The following is a 17,020-nucleotide window of genomic DNA, read 5'->3' on the forward strand; positions in this document are numbered from 1 at the left end:
AAAATGTCAAAGACAGTAAGAATGACAACTGCACAGGCAATTGTAAAATTTCTGGATAATCAGTATGTTTCCATGGACGGAGTGGAGACAAAATTCGTAGAAGGATTTTTCACGATCTTCGGACACGGTATTGCTGTAGGACTTGGTGAGGCACTGGATACAAATCCGGGACAGCTGAAGGTTCTTCAGGGAAGAAATGAGCAGGGTATGTGTCACGTTGCTACCGCTTTTGCAAAACAGAGCAACCGCAAAAAAATCATTGCATGCGCTTCCTCCATCGGACCTGGAGCTGCAAACATGGTAACAGCATGTGCAACAGCAACTGTAAATAATATTCCGCTTCTTGTATTCCCGGCAGATACTTTTGCATCTCGCCAGCCTGACCCGGTTCTCCAGCAGCTGGAGCAGAGCAGCAGCCTTGCCGTCAGTACGAACGATGCATTCAAGCCAGTCTGCAAATACTGGGATAGGATCACAAGACCGGAGATGGTCATGACCGCTCTGATCAATGCAATGAGAGTTCTTACAGATCCGGCTGAAACAGGTGCATGCTGCATCGCGCTTTGCCAGGATGTTGAGGGTGAGTCCTTTGACTTCCCGGAGTACTTCTTCAAGAAGAGAGTGCACAGGATCACAAGACCGGTTGCAGTAGAGGAAGAGCTTGAGGATGTGGCAGAGGTCATCGCAGGAGCGAAGAAACCGCTTATCGTTGTTGGTGGTGGTGTCCGTTACTCAGAAGCTGGAGAAGCTGTTGAGAAATTCTGTGAAGAGTTCAAGATCCCGTTCGGCGAGACACAGGCCGGAAAGAGCGCCTGCCAGTCTGGCAATCCATACTGCCTTGGCGGTATCGGTGTAACAGGAACCTACGCTTCCAACATCATCGGTAAAGACGCAGACGTGGTAATTTCTATCGGTTCCAGAATGTCTGACTTTACAACAAGCTCCAAGCATCTGTTCCAGAATGAGGATGTTCAGTTTGTAAGTATCAACAACTGCAGATTCCACGCATACAAGATGGATGCAGTAAAAGCAGTGGGTGATGCAAAAGCTACCGTAGAAGCACTAGCAGAAAAGCTTCGTGCAAGAGGATATAAATCTGCATACACAGATGAGATCGAGAAAGCAAAAGCTGCATGGGATAAAGAGATGGAGCGCCTTGGAAGCATTGAGTACACAGGAGATGATTTTGAGCCGCTGATCAAGGCAAGAGATCCTCGTACGATTCCGGAATATGTAAAGCTTACAAACGGAAAGATCACACAGACAGCAGCACTTGCAGCGATCAACAGAACTATCGACAAAGATGCAACCATCATCACAGCAGGCGGTTCCCTTCCAAGCTGTATGCAGCGTATGTGGAGAACAGACAAACGTGGCGGATATCATGCAGAGTACGGATATTCCTGTATGGGATATGAGGTTGCCGCTACCCTCGGCGTGAAATTTGCTGAGCCGGATAATGAAGTATACTGCGTAGTTGGAGATTCTAGCTTCCAGATGCTTCACAGTGAGATCATGACTATCATGCAGGAGAGACAGAAAGTCAATATCATGGTATTCGATAACTGCGGATTTGGCTGCATCAACAACCTTGAGATGAACCACGGAATCGGAAGCCTTGCAACAGAGTTCCGTTATACAGACGGCAAGAAACCGACCGGAGATCTGATCCCTGTAGATTATGCAAAGATCGGCGAAGGCTATGGTCTGAAGACCTATACCTGCCGCACCATCCAGGAATTGGTAGACGCTCTGGAAGATGCCAAAAAGCAGGAGATCGCATGCCTCTTTGATCTCAAAGTTATCCCGAAGACCATGACAGACGGATATGAGTCCTGGTGGGATGTAGGAATTGCAACAACATCTGAGAAAGAAAGCGTAAGAAAGGCCTGCGAGGGAGTTATGAAAGGCCGTGAAGAGGCAAGACTGTACTAATTTGGGAGGTAAGAAAATGAGTAAAGTATTTGGTTATCCGGAATATGACGAAAAAGGCGAAAAGATTCTTACAACATACGATAATGAGTACAAGGCCATGATGATGGACATCCGTGTTTACCGTATGAAATCAGGAGAGACAAGAACATTTTTAAGAGAGGGTGAGGAGACAGCAGTTCTCCTCCTCTCCGGAAACATTACCTATAAATGGAACGGAAACGAAGCTGCAGCAACCAGAAAAGACGTGTTCACAGAGGGACCATGGTGTGTTCACGGATGCACAGGAACTGAGATTACAGTTGTAGCAAATGCAGAGTCACAGATCCTTGTTCAGTGCACAAAGAACGAGAAAGATTTCGGTGCAAAACTCTACAAACCGGAAGATGCTCCGTGGGGATATTCCTGCGTAGGCAAGTTCGGAAACGTGGCAAAGAGAAGAGTAAACACCATCTTCGATCATGACATTTCACCGGAGTCCAATATGGTACTTGGTGAAGTCCTCAACGACAGAGGAAACTGGTCCGGATATCTGCCACACAGACATCCACAGCCGGAGACATACTTTTTTAAATTCGACCATCCGGAAGGATTTGGAGCAAGCTTTGTCGGTGATCAGGTATTTAAGAGTACAGACGAGAGCTTTTCCGCAATTCCAGGAGGAGAGCTTCATCCGCAGGCAGTTGCACCTGGATATCAGATGTATACATGCTGGATGATCCGCCACATTGACGGAAATCCGTGGCTGCAGACAGACCGCTGCGAGGATGAGAGATATACCTGGCTTCATGACGCCGAGTTTTAAGGATTCGGAGATACTGATACTGGATCGTAAATAACAGGCAGCAGGAAGAGGAGAATGCTGTTGTCCGTGAGAAGCGGACAGCAGTAGACCTGCTGCTATTATGAAAAAAATTGTACTGACTGAAGGGAGATTTTGACAATGGCAAGAGAATTTATTGTACCTGGAGAAATTATTTCCGGTTCCGGAGCACTGGACATGGCAGAAGGAGCACTGAAACTCCTTGGTAAAAAAGCTCTGATCGTAACCGATAAAGTAATGATCGACCTGGGAAACTGTGCAAAAGTTGAGAAGGCGCTGACAAATCAGGGCATTGAATACAGCATTTATTCTGACATCTGTGGTGAGCCAACAGATACCATGATCGAAAAAGGCTTACAGATCTATAAAGATGAGAACTGTGACTTCCTGGTAGCTCTGGGAGGCGGAAGCCCCATTGACTCCATGAAAGCCATCGGCTCACTGGTAGTAAACGGTGGAAGCATTTCCGACTACATGGGAAAAGTGATCGATGTAAAGATGCCGCCAATGGCGGCGATCCCTACCACAGCAGGAACGGGATCTGAGGCAACACAGTTCACGATCATCACGGATACCAAAAAAGACATCAAGATGCTTCTTAAAGGCAAAGTTCTCATGCCGGATCTTGCCATTATCGACCCGCAGTTTACTATGACTGCACCTCCAAAGATCACAGCAGCAACAGGTCTTGATGCACTTTGCCACTGTGTGGAAGCTTATACATCCAGAAAAGCACAGACACTTTCCGATACTTTTGCAGTATCTGCAGTAAAGAGGATCTTTAAATATCTTCCGGTTGCATATAAAGACGGAAAGAATGAAGAAGCTCGTGTACAGATGTCTGTCGCTGCTCTTGAGGCAGGAATCGCATTTAACAATGCATCTGTTACCATTATCCATGGAATGAGCCGTCCGATCGGAGCACTGTTCCATGTAGCACACGGACTTTCCAATGCCATGCTTCTGAAGGAGTGCCTTACCTTTGCGCTTCCCGGAGCATACGACAGATTCGGAGCGTTGGGACGTGATATTGGTGTGGCGGATGCAACTGATTCTGATCAGGAAGCAGCTGAGAAATTCCTGAAAGCAGTAGAGTCACTTGTAAATGAACTGGATACTCCGACTCTGGAGCAGTTCGGTATCAATAAAGAAGAGTTCTTCAACGTCATCGACAAAATGGCACATGATGCCATGGACAGTGGAAGTCCTCAGAATACCATGCGTGATGTAACAGAAGAGGAAGTAAAAGAAATCTACAGAAAACTCTGGTAAAATGTAAATGTAAACCCTGCATTGCCAGATAGGAAAAGACTCCGGACCGGAGAAAAAGGCTCCGGAGTCTTTTTTCCCGTAGCAAATATAGCTGCAAAAGAAAAGGAGGCATATCCTTCATGAGAAAAAAGTATATCTGTATTCTGGTGGCAGTCATAGGAGTTTGCAGCCTTTCCGGATGCGGGTCTTCTGCAAAGAAAACAGAAGAAGAGCAGGTAACGATCGGTGTTGTTACAAAATCTAAAAGCAGTGAATATTGGTTGTCTGTCTGCGACGGAATGAAAGATGCGGCAGAAAAATATCATGCAGATGTGGTGATTCTGTCTCCGGATTCCGAAACAGAAGAAGATGTTCAGAAAAATATGATCCGGGATCTTCTGAAAACCGATATCCAGGCGATGGCAGTTTCTCCTATAGATTCCTATGAATGCGAAGATTATTTAAATTTCGCAAGAGAAAAGGGGATTTCTGTATATGCCTGTGATACTCCCATAGAGGATTCAGAAATCCCTTATATTGGAATTGACAATGAAAAACTAGGCTATGAGCTGGGCGAGCAGCTTGCAAAGGCTCTGGATCATAAAGGAAAGATTGGCGTGATCGCCGGTGATTTTAAGCAGGCTGGACACCGGATGCGTGTTGCTGGATTTGAAAAATATATGGAAAAAGAGCCTGGGATCACCATTGAAATGGTTCGGAACGGATACAGCAATATGCGGGTTTCCCAGAAGGATGTGGATGAGATCCTGGTGAAGTATCCGGATCTTAACGGAATCATGGCCACAAGTGCAGTGACGGCCCTGGGGCTTTCAGAGGCAACTGAAGGACGGGAGATTTCTATTGTTTCCGTAGATGCTCAGGAAGATGCCTTGAAAGCGGTTCAGGATGGGCGTATTGTGGCGCTTGGCGCGCAGTCCGGTTATCAGATCGGGTATGAAACCATCCGGTATATTGTGAAGGATCTGGAGGGAGAGGGAACAGGAGAAGATGAGATTCTGGATTCCCAGGTGCTTACCGAAGAAAATATTGATACATATATGAAGGATGACGGACATTCTCATCCCTGATACAAGCAGGTTTCCATCCGCTGCTTATTATTTTTTACAATCCGGCAGAGGCATTGACTGATTCGGTAAAAAGTCAGGCTGGTATCCAAAAATAAAACACGAAACATAAAAATAGGACAAAAGAAGGATGTAGAGATATCAGAATCAGAAAAACTTTGGTACAGATTTAACAGTCAGGTAAAAATAATACCGAAAAAACTAAAATTTCTCATACTATGATAATCCCGTATTTTCGATAAAATAGAATCATCAAAAGGAAAGCGAAAATAAAAAAACGAAAAGAAATGAAAGGGCGGGATAATAAGATGGAGAAGAAAAAACTTTCGGTATCAACAGGGCTGTGTTATGCTGGAGGAGATGTAGGATGTAATATCGTGTTCGGAATGATCGGAACACTGCTGACGCTGTTTTACACAGATTATGTAGGGATAAGCGCAGCAACAGTAGGACTGGTAATGTTACTTTCCAGATGCTTTGATGGATTTTCCGATCTGGTCATGGGTGTCATTGTAGAGAGGACCAATTCCAAATGGGGAAAATCAAGACCCTGGCTTCTGTGGATGAGCATTCCGTTTGCGCTGTCAGCAGTACTGCTTTTCACAGTGCCGCGTACAACAGGGATGCTTCAGTTTCTGTATCTCTTTGTAACCTATAACTTCTGTACGACCATATGCTATACAGCGATCAATCTTCCATATGGAAGCCTTTCTTCAATGATGATTCGCGAATCATCAGAGAGAGATAAACTCAGTGTATTGAGAATGGGGCTGTCACCTATCGGAAAGATCGTTGCAGCAACCTGTACACTGCCGCTTGTAAAGCTTCTTGGAAATGATCAGGCTGCATGGATCAAGGTTATGAGTGTATGGGCAGTGCTTGCGCTTGCACTTCTGCTTCTCTGCTTCTTCAAATGTGAGGAAAAGGTTCAGATCGAAGCAAGAAAGAAAGATGAGAAGCTTCCGATTCCGACAATGCTGAAGGCACTTTTTGCAAATCAGTATTTCTGGGCAGTAATGCTTCTGTGGACAGTACAGAGTGTATCCTTTACGATCACAGGAACCATTCTTCCGTACTACTGTAAATATATTTTCAACAATGATACATGGATGTACAGCGCACTGTTCCTTACAGAAACCCTGGTTCTGGTAGTGGGAATCTTCATCTGCTCACCGTTGATCAAGAAATTCGGAAAAAGAAATATCGCATTTGTCGGCGGATTTGTTGCACTTGGCGGCCAGATTCTGTTTTTCCTGAATCCATACAGCTTCGGCTTCATGGTTATGAGCTGTGTCACACGTGCCATCGGACTTGCTCCACTGAACGCAGTTGTATTCAGTATGGTTGGTGATGTAGTAGAGTTCGGACAGTGGAAAAACCATATCCGTCAGGAAAGTCTGATCTTTGCAGGCGGTTCCATCGGAACAAAAGTTGGCGCAGGTCTTGCCTCCGCAGTGATCACAGGTCTTTTAAGCAGTTCCGGATATGTAAGCTCATCTGCAGGAATAACTGCACAGCCGGAAACAGCACTGGAGATGATCGTTTCTCTTTATAAATTTGGACCGATTCTCATTGCAGCAGTGATCATTGTAACGCTTTTCGGATATAAGCTTGACAAAATGTATCCGGCGATCATGCAGGAGCTTACCGAGCGCGAGGCACACGGACAGTTATAAACATTTTATTGTAAAACATATATTCAACCGCAAACAGGAAATCAGGCAGGGGTAGGATACTCCTGCTGTTTCCTGCGTTTATGGGCATATAGCATAGAGAGGCGTATATCCGCTTTACGGAAGGGAGGAGTTCTATGTTAAAAAGTATCCGGGCAAAGATATTACTGGCGATCCTGACAGTAACCATGTTTACTGCCTGTTCTCTTACGGTGGTATTTTATTTTCGGGCAGCAGGGATGATCGAAGAAAATTATTCAGGTATCCTGTATGGACGGATGCAGCAGACTATAAAAGATCTGGACGAATCCCTGAAAGAGATTTATTATGTGAATACGAGAACTGCCTGGGATACAGATATACGAAATAATGCGAAGGACTACAGCTGTACAGAAAATGAAAACAGCCTGGAAAATATGGCCGGGCTTCTCCGGGAACACAGTCGGGAATATAAAGATATCAACTCCCTTTACTTTGTTTTTCCAGACAAAAAAATGGCTGTGACTTCTGAGGAATTTCCGGTAAACAAGCAGGGGATTTCAGGAGAACATATCGAGGAATTGGAAAAAATACAGGAACTGGATTCCTTTCCGGTTCTTGTGGAATCTCCGATCCATGAAGGCGGCAGCTTTCTTTCTGTGATCCAGAAGGTAGAGGATGATAACGGAGAGATTCTGGGGTATGTTGTCGCAGACATCAGGGAACGGGCAATTTATTACGAATATCTGGAAGCTGTCAATGACGAAAAGATCACCAGAATAGTTCTGGTAGACAGAAATGATGAAATCGTGACATCCGGAGACTACAGTGACATAGGAAAAACATTTCCAGAGATTACAGACCAGAATGTTCCCAAAATGGAAGGCTATGCAGAAAAAAACGGTGTGATCTCTTTTTTCAGCAGAGGTAGCTTTTCAGACTGCGGCTTATATCTGGAGGTACCGAAAAAAGAAGTTTTAAGCGGACTTTCCCGGATGCGGCTCTTTCTGATCGGAATATTTGGTGCAGTTTTTGTGGCAGCTGTGCTGCTGGCACTGTGGCTCTCCAGAGTAGTCTGCGGACCGCTCAGATCCATGACTGGCACGGTTGAGAAGGTTGGTGAGGGAGATCTGAGCCTCCGTACAGAAGTGACTACTGCTGATGAGATCGGAACCCTCGGAAAAGAATTCAACCACATGCTGGATTATATCGAAGCTCTGATCGCCCAGGTGATCGAAGAGGAACAGCAGAAAAAAGATGCAGAGCTGGAAGCACTGCAGTATCAGATCACACCGCATTTTATGTATAATACATTGAACTCCATCAAATTTGCGGCATTTCTGAAAGGGGAAAAAGAGCTGGCGGGGCTTATTGGAGATTTCGTGGAGCTTCTGCAGGCCAGTATCAACAAAAAGGGAAGCTTCCTTTCTGTTGCCGATGAGATCCATATACTGAAAAATTATATCCATCTGCAGGATTTTCGCTATCAGGGAAGCTTTCAGGTGAAATATGAGATCTCTGAGGAAGCATACCGGTGCTATATTCCAAGACTGATCCTTCAGCCGCTTGTGGAGAATGCTCTTCTTCACGGGATCGACATCAAACGGCAAACAGGAAAAATCTGGATCAGCGGAAACGTAAGTGAAGGAAAGCTGATCCTCATAGTAAAGGATAACGGCAGAGGAATGACAAAAGAGCAGATCCGAGATCTTTTTAACAGTCATGCAAAAAAAACAAACGGACTTTCCGCAGTAGGGATTCCAAATGTAAAAGAACGCCTGGAGCTTTATTACGGGACACAGGGAGGAATGGAATACGTAAGCAGTGGAAACGGTACGGAGGTCACGGTATTTCTGCCTGCGATCTATGATATGCCTGAAGAAGGGAGAAAAAATTAATGTACAGAACACTGGTGGCAGATGATGATTTTCTTGTAAGGAGCTATCTCAAAACCCTGGATTCCTGGGAAAAAGCAGGATATGAGATCGTGGATGATGCAGAAGACGGGGAGGAAGCTTATGGATTCCTTCAGAAAGAAAAAATCGATGTTCTTGTGACGGATCTTACCATGCCTGTGATGGATGGAATTGAGCTGATCAGAAAGATCCGTGAGGAAAACAGGGATATCTATATTATCGTGCTCAGCTGTCATGATGATTTTGAATATGTAAAAGAGGCCATGCGCCTTGGGGCGGATGAATATGTATTAAAGAACAGTTTGGATGAGGATAGTCTTTATGATACTCTGGAAAAATCAGCCCGGCTGATCGAGAAGCGCAGAGAAAAAAGTCAGGAACAGGCACGGACGAGAAAGCTGATCCATCTGGGAAGTCACGCTCTGAAGTATTATTTTTTTAACGGACTGATCTCGGGGATGCTGAAAAATCAGGCACGTGAGGAAAAGCGTGTGGAAGCCGGAATCGCCGGGAAATATTTTAACAGTGCTGTGATCTGTATGTTTATGGAGAACTGGGCAGAGAGGGAAAGACAATGGACGCCGCTGGAAGTGGAACAGTATTCCCATCATTTCCGTCACAGACTGCTGGAACGTACGGAGGAGCTTCTTGGGACAGAAAGTGAATTTGCGGAAGTGGTCTATCTTGGCGCAGGGATTTTTTGCTGTTTTCTTGATCTTTCCGGAGACTGCAGGACATCGGCTATGCAGCAGAGACTGACTGAGGCAGCAGCGATCTGCTACCGGCACTGTCAGGAGGATCTTTGTGATTTTGGTATCAGTGTCAGCAGTGTCTGCATGGGAGAGGATGGGATCCGCCAGGCTTATCAGCAGGCCAGAGAAATGATGAAGCTGCATTTTTATGAGAAAAAAGAGATCCTTTATTTTGAAGGACGGAAGAAAGCGGACAGTGTTTTACCGGAAAGTGCTGAGAAGCTGGAAGGGCAGATTTCCAGGTTGAAGGCAGGGAAAGACCGAAAGAAAGCGGAGGAGCTTTGGACACAGGTTCTCGCTGACTGTCAGGATCGTTATACCGACGGAAGACTTCTGGTACAGTGGCTTAAGAAATTGAATCAGACAGCCGGAATTGAGAAAGAGCTCATCTGGTATGGAGATATCGAAAGTTTTGAGAAATTCAGGGAAAAGGGCAGTGCCTGTATTTCACAGCTTTTTGTAGGGGAAGAGGATGCTGTTCCGGAGGGGACCTCTGCTGCTGTGAAAAAAGCTCTGGAGTTTATCCGGGAACATTATGAAGCGCCGATCAGCCTTCAGGATGCAGCAGATGCGGCGGAGGTGAATCCTGCTTATCTCAGTTATCTTTTCAAACAGGAGATGAAGATCGGTTTTTCCAATTATGTGCAGGAGCTTCGGATCGACTGTGCAAAGAAGCTTCTTTCAGAGACGAACTGTAAAGTTAAGGATGTGGCGTTGCGTTCCGGTTTTGGAGATTATCATTATTTTTCCAAGATATTTAAGAAGTTTACGGGCTTAAGTCCTGCGGAATACAGAAAAGAATCCGGATTATCATAGAAAGAGGTGCTTAGTATGGGAGTTACTATAAGGCAGATCGCGGAAGCTGCCGGTGTTTCCAGAGGTACTGTTGACAGAGCGTTAAATAACAGGGGCAGGATCCGTCCGGAGGTTGCTGAGAGGATCCGTGCCATCGCTGATGAGATGGGGTATAAGCCGAATCAACTGGGCCGTGCTCTATCCATGAGCAGAAATAATATTAAGATCGGCGTGATCCTGCAGGGTGCGGAAACACCTTTTATGAAAGAAGTTCTGAAGGGAATCCAGGAGGCGTGCGCTGAGGTGGATAATCTTGGTGGTACAGTCCTGGTCCATAAGATCGAGCATCAGAATGCGGAGGATGTTATTCTCGCCATGGAGAAGATGCGGATGGAAGAGGTTCGTGGTATTGCCATGGTTCCTTTGGATGAGGAACGTGTGAAAAGGGAAATTGACCGGTTTGTGGAGGAATTTCGGATCCCGGTGGTGACGTTTACTTCAGATGTGGAGGATACGAAACGGCTTTGCTTTGTAGGGCAGAACGGTGTGCAGTGTGGCCGTGCGGCTGCGGGGCTTATGGGGGAACTGACCGGTGGAAAAGGAAAGGTTGCTGTGATTTCCGGCTATAGTACCAATACTTCTCTGAGCAGCAGGGTGGTTGGATTCCGTGAAGAAATTGCGCGGAAGTATCCTGGGATTGAGATCATTGGGCCGGAGTATTGCTTTGAGGAGAATGGCAGGGCCAGGGAGATTACGGAAGGGATATTTAAGGATGTTCCGGATCTTGACGGGATATATCTTACTTCTCATGGTGAGGAGGGGGTGTGTGAGGCAATCGCCGGAGCGGGGAAAGCTGGTCAGGTGAAGATGGTTGCCAATGATTTTATGGGGCGGAATTATGAGCTGATGAGGGAAGGGTTTATTCATTTCCTGATCGGGCAGGATGCCAGGATACAGGGGTATGAGCCGGTGATGATTTTGTTCCGGCTGCTGTTTAATGGGGAAGCGCCGGAGAGGGCGAAGATTTTTACGGAAATATATATAAGGAATGAGTATACGATTCCGGAGGGGAGACACTGAAGTGGGGTGTCTCCTTTTTTTGTGCGGAGGGACGCCGCGGAAGGGGATGCTGTCTGGTCTGCGGCTTCGTCGGGGGCTGGCTTCTAGGACGCCGGAAATCTGCTAAAAGCGTTTTTCAAAAGTCCGAACTCGCGGCCTGCTGCCGCTCAGACAGCGGACTTTTGAAAAACAACGCAGATTCCCGCCGTCCAAGAATCAGCTCCCCTCCTGCAGAAGCAGAGCCAGACAGCATCCCCTTCCGCGGCTGGTGTTTCCAGCGAGAAAAAATGTCGTTTGACGATAGGTTGTGGGTTGTCAGCGCTGCGCTGGATGCTGGAAGGGGTGTGGCATCGGCGCTGTGCTGGATGTTTGAAGGGATGTGAGTTGTGATGCTGTGCTGGATGTTTGAAGGGATGTGAGTTGTGATGCTGTGCTGGATGTTTGGAGGGTGGTGGGGTGTGAGAGGCTTGGGGTGATTGTATGGGGATGTGTTGGAGATATTTTCGGTGAAGTTGACCTAAAAATATTACATATTGTGGCTAAAAATAGTTCTCGTCATTTTTAATAGAAAAAAGATGGTAATATTGTACAATATTAGGGGTTGCGATTTGTGTGTTGCGATGATATTATATTAAGCATAAAGAGCGTGTTCGGACACGCAAAGAGATTACATTGGGAAAATAAATCAAAAGGAGATCAAAACTATGATTAAAGTTGGTATTATCGGAGCAGGTAGAATTGGTAGAGTTCATATTACCAGTATCACAACAAGGGTGCCGGATGCGGTGATCAAGACGGTTGCAGATCCTTTCTTAAATGATGAGACTGCTGCATGGGCTAAGAGCATGGGTGTTGAGCACACGACTAAGGATTATAAGGAGATCATCAACGACCCTGAGATTTCCGCAGTTCTGATCTGTTCTTCTACAGATACTCATTCTCCGATTTCTGTAGAGGCTATCAAGGCTGGCAAGCATGTTTTCTGTGAGAAACCGATCGATCATGACATTGCCAAGATCAAAGAGGTTATCGATGCTCTTGAGGGCACAAATCTGAAATATCAGGTTGGTTTTAACAGAAGATTTGACCATAACTTTGAGTCTCTTCAGCAGGCTGTTGCAGCTGGTAAGGTTGGTAAACCGGAGATCATCAAGATCACTTCCCGCGATCCTGAGCCGCCTAGCATTGATTATGTTAAGGTTTCCGGTGGCATGTTCCTGGATATGACAATTCATGATTTCGATATGGTTCGTTATCTTGCAGGCTGCGATGCTACAGAGGTTTATGTTCAGAGCGCAAATCTGGTTGATCCGGCTATTGGTGAGGCTGGGGATGTTGATACAGCTGTTATCACTCTTCAGATGGAGAATGGTGCTATTGCTGTTATCGATAACTGCAGAAGAGCTTCCTATGGCTATGATCAGAGAGCTGAGGTTTTCGGTTCTGATGGTATGGCTGCTATTTCCAATGACAGCCAGTCTTCCACAGTGATCAGCAATGCTGAGGGTGTTACAGGTGAGAAGCCGATGTTCTTCTTCCTTGAGAGATACATGGATGCTTATGGTAAAGAGGTTGCAGCATTTATTGATGCGATCGTTAATGACAAAGAGACACCTCTTAATGTTTATGATGGTCTGAAACCGGTATTAATGGGTCTTGCAGCTAAGAAATCCAGTGAGGAGCACAGACCGGTTAAGATTTCTGAGATTATGGAATAATTCAAATAAAAAGGAGAATTGACCAATGTTTGATAAGAATAAAGTAAAGCTTGGTATTGCACCAATTGCATGGACAAATGATGATATGCCGGATCTTGGCAAAGAGAATACTTTTGAGCAGTGCGTCAGTGAGATGGCTCTTGCCGGTTTCACAGGCTCCGAGGTGGGTAACAAGTATCCGAAGGATCCTGAGGTTCTTAAGAAGGCTCTTGAACTTCGTGGTGTTGAGATCTGTAACCAGTGGTTCTCAAGCTTCCTGATCACCAAACCGTTTGAGGAGGTTGAGAAGGAGTTCCGTGCACAGCTTACTTTCCTGAAAGCTATGGGTGCGAAAGTGATCGGCGCATCTGAGCAGAGCTACAGTGTTCAGGGCCAGATGGATACTCCGGTTTTCGGACATAAATATGAGATGAATGACGAAGAGTGGGATACCTTCTGCACAGGTATGAACAAGCTTGGTAAGATCGCAAAAGAGGAGTATGGTATTGCTCTTACTTTCCATCATCATATGGGTACTGTTGTACAGAGCCTTGCTGAGGTTGACCGTATGATGGAGAATACAGATCCTGAATATGTAAGTCTTCTTTTTGATACCGGTCACTTTACATATTGTGGAGAGGATCCTCTTGAGGTCGTAAAGAAATATGTTCACAGGATCAAACATGTTCATCTGAAGGATATCCGTCCGGAAGTTGTTGAGCAGGTTAAGAAAGAAAACATGAGCTTCCTTGCAGGCGTAAGAGCCGGTGCCTTCACGATTCCGGGAGATGGATGCATCAACTATGATCCGATCTTCAAGGTTCTCGAGGATGCAGGCTACGAAGGATATATGGTTGTTGAGGCTGAGCAGGATCCGGCTAAGGCTAATCCGCTTGAGTATGCGATCCGTGCAAGAAAATTCATTGCTGAGAAGACAGGCTTATAATTACGACAGGGAAATAGGTGCATGCTGATGTACAGTTAAGCGGAATAAAGATGTCCGCTTTGCATAGAAAAAGCGGTATCAGCCAGTAGTGCTTTGACACCGCTTTTTTCTGTAAGATGCAAACAGTGTACGATAAACAGGACAGGAGGGCCGAATCATGGCACTTGTGAAAATGAAAGATCTGCTGAGACGTGCCGAAGAGAAAAATATTGGCTGCGGTGCTTTCAGTGTTGGTAATATGGAAATGGTAAGAGGTGCGATCCGCGCAGCAGAAGAACTGGATACTCCGATCATCCTTCAGATCGCGGAGGTGCGTTTGAAAAATTCTCCGCTTCACCTGATGGGACCGATGATGGTACAGGCTGCAAAGGAGGCTAAGGTGGATGTGGCTGTCCATCTGGATCATGGTCTTACTTTTGAGACGGTTGACAAGGCTCTGGAGCTTGGCTTTACATCGGTTATGCTGGATGCTTCTACGCTTCCTTTTGAGGAAAACATCGCCAGAGTAAAGGCCGTTGTGGAGAAAGCACGTAAATACGGTGCTACAGTTGAGGCTGAGCTTGGACTTGTGGGCGGAAGTGAGGATGGAAGCTGTGACCACGGTATCCGCTGCACAGATCCGGATGATGCGGTCGTTTACGCAAGAGAGACAGGTATTGATGCGCTTGCAGTTGCCATCGGGAATGCCCATGGTAATTATCCGGTAGCGCCGACGCTTGCTTTTGATGTATTGGAGAAGATCCATGAGAAAGTGGATATTCCGCTGGTTCTTCATGGCGGCAGTGGCATCACCGATAAAGATTTCCAGAAGGCGATCTCTCTTGGCATCCGTAAGGTGAATATTGCCACAGCAAGCTTTAACAGCCTGACAGCTCATGTGGAGAAATATATGGAATCAACAGACAAGCATAATTTCTTTGACCTCAATGAGGCTATGGTCCAGGGTACTTACGAGAATGTGAAGAAACATATTCTTGTATTTAATGAGCCATATCAGGAGTAGGCCAAGGATTTTCTTGTAAAAAAAGAAAAGGTCTGATAAGATGTTCTCAGTGAAAATAACTGGGAACATCTTTTTTGTGCCCATAAAAGAGGAGAGATAAAAATGGAACAGAAAGAGACTGTCTGTTCAGTTGCGAAGAAATGCGGCGGTTGCCGTTATCAGGGTGTATCCTATCAGGAGCAGCTTCGCAGGAAACAGAGAATTACAGAAGGCCTTCTGAAAAAATTCGGAAAAGTAGAGCCGATCATTGGAATGGAAGATCCCTATTATTACAGAAACAAAGTTCATGCAGCTTTTGGCCGTGACCGGAAGGGAAACGTAATTTCCGGGATTTATGAGGAGAAGAGTCATAGGATCGTTTCCGTAGATGACTGTATGATCGAAGATAAAAAAAGTCAGGAGATCATCCGTACCATACGTGGTATGCTGAAATCCTTTAAGATCAAGACCTATGATGAGGATACAGGATATGGACTTCTCCGCCATGTGCTTGTGCGGAGAGGCTTTTCCACAGGAGAGATCATGGTGGTATTAGTTACGGTTTCTCCAATATTTCCATCTAAGAATAACTTTGTAAAAGCTCTCCGTAAAGAGCATCCGGAGATCACTACGGTGGTTCTCAATGTCAATGACAGACAGACAAGCATGGTACTTGGAGACCGCAATATCGTACTTTACGGACCGGGATTCATCAAAGATCGACTTATGGGACTGACCTTCCGTATTTCTCCATCTTCTTTTTATCAGGTAAATCCTGTGCAGACAGAAGTACTTTACGGAAAGGCTATGGAGTTTGCGGCAATGACAGGAAAAGAGAGGGTGATCGATGCTTACTGCGGCACAGGTACTATCGGGATCATCGCTTCCGGGAATGCCAGGGATGTCATTGGTGTAGAACTGAACCGTGATGCTATCCGTGATGCCAGAATGAATGCCAGGGAAAACAAGATCCGTAATGTTCGTTTTGTTCCGGGAGATGCAGGATGGTTTATGGAAGGAATGGCAGCAGAGGGAGAGAAGGTGGAGGTTGTTCTCATGGATCCGCCACGTTCCGGAAGTGACCGTAAATTCCTTCACTCCCTTTTGACTCTTTCACCGGAAAAAATTGTTTATGTATCCTGCAACCCGGAAACCCTAGCAAGAGATCTTGCCTGCCTTACTAAGAGAGATTACCTGGTAAAGAAGATGCAGCCGGTTGATATGTTCCCGCTCACCGATTCAGTGGAGGTTGTTTGCCTTCTGGAGAATCGTAGGACCAGACCGGGAAGAGCTTAGATTTTTGGCAGCTCACAGTGATATGCGATGCCAAGGGGCGTGACAAGAAGCGGATGGACCGGACGGTATACCGGAAGCTTCAGCCTCTTTTCAAAAACGGTAGTAAATTCCTTAAACATGGAAGAACCGCCAACTACATAAACAGCCGGAACCTGATAGCCCTTTAGAAATTTCTCGGTGATCACAGCCATTTTTTCTACAGTGGCCTTGATCACAGGGAAAATTTCGTCTTCTTTTTCCGGAGTAGTTTTCAATACTTCGGCTTCCTCATAAGGGATCTTATAGTGACCGGCGACTGTCATGGTCATATGGCTGCCGCCAGTAGCCTCATCATCGGTGTAGATAACTTTTCCGTCTTTCAGGATGCTGATACCGGTTGTGCCGCCACCCACATCCACAACAGCACCGTCTGTGATCTTAAGGACAGCAGCTGCGGCAGTAGGCTCGTCCACGATATTTGTAACCTCGAAACCGGCACCCTCCAGAACATAGCCGATGCTTTTGACACTGCCCTCAGAAACTCCTGGAGGGATGGCAGCAGCACCGTAAATAAGTTCTGTGCCAAGCCTTTCCTCCAGCTCATTTTTAAGCTTTGTCACAAGCTGGACAGATTCATAGTAATTGACGATCACTCCATCCTGGATCGCATGGGATGGTGCGGAAATTCCGGCTATGGGACGGTTATTCCGGTCGACAACGGCAAGAACGGTATTGGCAGTACCAAGGTCGATGCCTGTCTTCAGACGACCGCGGAATTTTTTACATTCACCTGTTTCTACAAGTTCTGCAAAATTGGACAAAGTTCTGTTTTTTAATTCCATTCAAAATACTCCA

Annotated in this window: 13 protein-coding genes; 12 read left to right on the plus strand and 1 reads right to left on the minus strand. The window is 45.9% G+C overall.

The genetic code is table 11. The features are described from left to right. Window positions 1–3: 3 nt before the first annotated feature. The 12 genes from iolD (at window position 4) to rlmD (ending at window position 16,186) form a co-directional block, all read left to right on the plus strand. Window positions 4–1,935 carry a 3D-(3,5/4)-trihydroxycyclohexane-1,2-dione acylhydrolase (decyclizing) gene (iolD, locus tag NE671_RS03730; RefSeq protein WP_256163685.1) on the plus strand — a complete coding sequence of 644 codons (1,932 nt, stop codon included), beginning with the start codon at window positions 4–6 and terminating at the stop codon, window positions 1,933–1,935. Window positions 1,936–1,951: 16 nt separating this feature from the next. Further along, entirely contained in the window at window positions 1,952–2,737 is a 786-nt protein-coding gene (locus NE671_RS03735) for a 5-deoxy-glucuronate isomerase (RefSeq protein ID WP_114001738.1), read from the plus strand. Between the two features lie 138 nt (window positions 2,738–2,875). Continuing rightward, window positions 2,876–4,027 (plus strand): iron-containing alcohol dehydrogenase, encoded by a 1,152-nt coding sequence (locus NE671_RS03740; protein WP_015524408.1) that lies wholly within the window; start codon window positions 2,876–2,878, stop codon window positions 4,025–4,027. A gap of 119 nt (window positions 4,028–4,146) precedes the next feature. Further along, the gene (locus NE671_RS03745) at window positions 4,147–5,094 is read left to right on the plus strand and encodes a substrate-binding domain-containing protein (protein WP_256163686.1); all 948 of its coding nucleotides are present in this window, start codon (window positions 4,147–4,149) and stop codon (window positions 5,092–5,094) included. A gap of 305 nt (window positions 5,095–5,399) precedes the next feature. After that, window positions 5,400–6,767, plus strand: coding sequence for an MFS transporter (locus tag NE671_RS03750; protein WP_227752198.1), 1,368 nt, complete (start codon window positions 5,400–5,402; stop codon window positions 6,765–6,767). Between the two features lie 134 nt (window positions 6,768–6,901). Beyond that, entirely contained in the window at window positions 6,902–8,641 is a 1,740-nt protein-coding gene (locus NE671_RS03755; RefSeq protein ID WP_256163687.1) for a cache domain-containing sensor histidine kinase, read from the plus strand. Then, entirely contained in the window at window positions 8,641–10,227 is a 1,587-nt protein-coding gene (locus NE671_RS03760; protein WP_129974429.1) for a response regulator transcription factor, read from the plus strand. Before NE671_RS03755 ends, NE671_RS03760 begins: the two co-directional genes overlap by 1 nt. 15 nt (window positions 10,228–10,242) lie before the next feature. Continuing rightward, entirely contained in the window at window positions 10,243–11,286 is a 1,044-nt protein-coding gene (locus tag NE671_RS03765; RefSeq protein WP_118368426.1) for a LacI family DNA-binding transcriptional regulator, read from the plus strand. Window positions 11,287–11,969: 683 nt separating this feature from the next. Further along, a complete protein-coding gene (iolG, locus tag NE671_RS03770; RefSeq protein WP_015524414.1) occupies window positions 11,970–12,983 on the plus strand; it encodes an inositol 2-dehydrogenase in 1,014 nt (337 codons plus the stop codon). Between the two features lie 25 nt (window positions 12,984–13,008). Then, entirely contained in the window at window positions 13,009–13,908 is a 900-nt protein-coding gene (gene iolE / locus NE671_RS03775) for a myo-inosose-2 dehydratase (protein ID WP_114001744.1), read from the plus strand. A 157-nt stretch (window positions 13,909–14,065) separates the two neighbouring features. After that, window positions 14,066–14,911: a class II fructose-bisphosphate aldolase gene (locus tag NE671_RS03780; RefSeq protein WP_114001745.1), complete on the plus strand. Its 846-nt coding sequence runs from the start codon at window positions 14,066–14,068 to the stop codon at window positions 14,909–14,911. A 102-nt stretch (window positions 14,912–15,013) separates the two neighbouring features. Continuing rightward, a complete protein-coding gene (rlmD, locus tag NE671_RS03785; RefSeq protein WP_059085471.1) occupies window positions 15,014–16,186 on the plus strand; it encodes a 23S rRNA (uracil(1939)-C(5))-methyltransferase RlmD in 1,173 nt (390 codons plus the stop codon). On the opposite strand, the gene eutJ is transcribed toward rlmD, so the two are convergent. Continuing rightward, window positions 16,183–17,007 carry an ethanolamine utilization protein EutJ gene (gene eutJ, locus NE671_RS03790; protein ID WP_059085472.1) on the minus strand — a complete coding sequence of 275 codons (825 nt, stop codon included), beginning with the start codon at window positions 17,005–17,007 and terminating at the stop codon, window positions 16,183–16,185. The genes rlmD and eutJ overlap by 4 nt on opposite strands. Between the last annotated feature and the right edge of the window lie 13 nt (window positions 17,008–17,020).

The organism is Blautia sp. DFI.9.10 (assembly GCF_024461705.1).
In the GTDB taxonomy this organism is placed as follows: Bacteria; Bacillota; Clostridia; order Lachnospirales; family Lachnospiraceae; genus Blautia_A; species Blautia_A fusiformis.

What these genes read in the sequence shown, in the direction of transcription:
- iolD (WP_256163685.1), top strand. Translation starts at nt 4, where the DNA reads ATGTCAAAGACAGTAAGAATGACAACTGCACAGGCAATTGTAAAATTT.
- NE671_RS03735 (WP_114001738.1), top strand. Translation starts at nt 1,952, where the DNA reads ATGAGTAAAGTATTTGGTTATCCGGAATATGACGAAAAAGGCGAAAAG.
- NE671_RS03740 (WP_015524408.1), top strand. Translation starts at nt 2,876, where the DNA reads ATGGCAAGAGAATTTATTGTACCTGGAGAAATTATTTCCGGTTCCGGA.
- NE671_RS03745 (WP_256163686.1), top strand. Translation starts at nt 4,147, where the DNA reads ATGAGAAAAAAGTATATCTGTATTCTGGTGGCAGTCATAGGAGTTTGC.
- NE671_RS03750 (WP_227752198.1), top strand. Translation starts at nt 5,400, where the DNA reads ATGGAGAAGAAAAAACTTTCGGTATCAACAGGGCTGTGTTATGCTGGA.
- NE671_RS03755 (WP_256163687.1), top strand. Translation starts at nt 6,902, where the DNA reads ATGTTAAAAAGTATCCGGGCAAAGATATTACTGGCGATCCTGACAGTA.
- NE671_RS03760 (WP_129974429.1), top strand. Translation starts at nt 8,641, where the DNA reads ATGTACAGAACACTGGTGGCAGATGATGATTTTCTTGTAAGGAGCTAT.
- NE671_RS03765 (WP_118368426.1), top strand. Translation starts at nt 10,243, where the DNA reads ATGGGAGTTACTATAAGGCAGATCGCGGAAGCTGCCGGTGTTTCCAGA.
- iolG (WP_015524414.1), top strand. Translation starts at nt 11,970, where the DNA reads ATGATTAAAGTTGGTATTATCGGAGCAGGTAGAATTGGTAGAGTTCAT.
- iolE (WP_114001744.1), top strand. Translation starts at nt 13,009, where the DNA reads ATGTTTGATAAGAATAAAGTAAAGCTTGGTATTGCACCAATTGCATGG.
- NE671_RS03780 (WP_114001745.1), top strand. Translation starts at nt 14,066, where the DNA reads ATGGCACTTGTGAAAATGAAAGATCTGCTGAGACGTGCCGAAGAGAAA.
- rlmD (WP_059085471.1), top strand. Translation starts at nt 15,014, where the DNA reads ATGGAACAGAAAGAGACTGTCTGTTCAGTTGCGAAGAAATGCGGCGGT.
- eutJ (WP_059085472.1), bottom strand. Translation starts at nt 17,007, where the DNA reads ATGGAATTAAAAAACAGAACTTTGTCCAATTTTGCAGAACTTGTAGAA.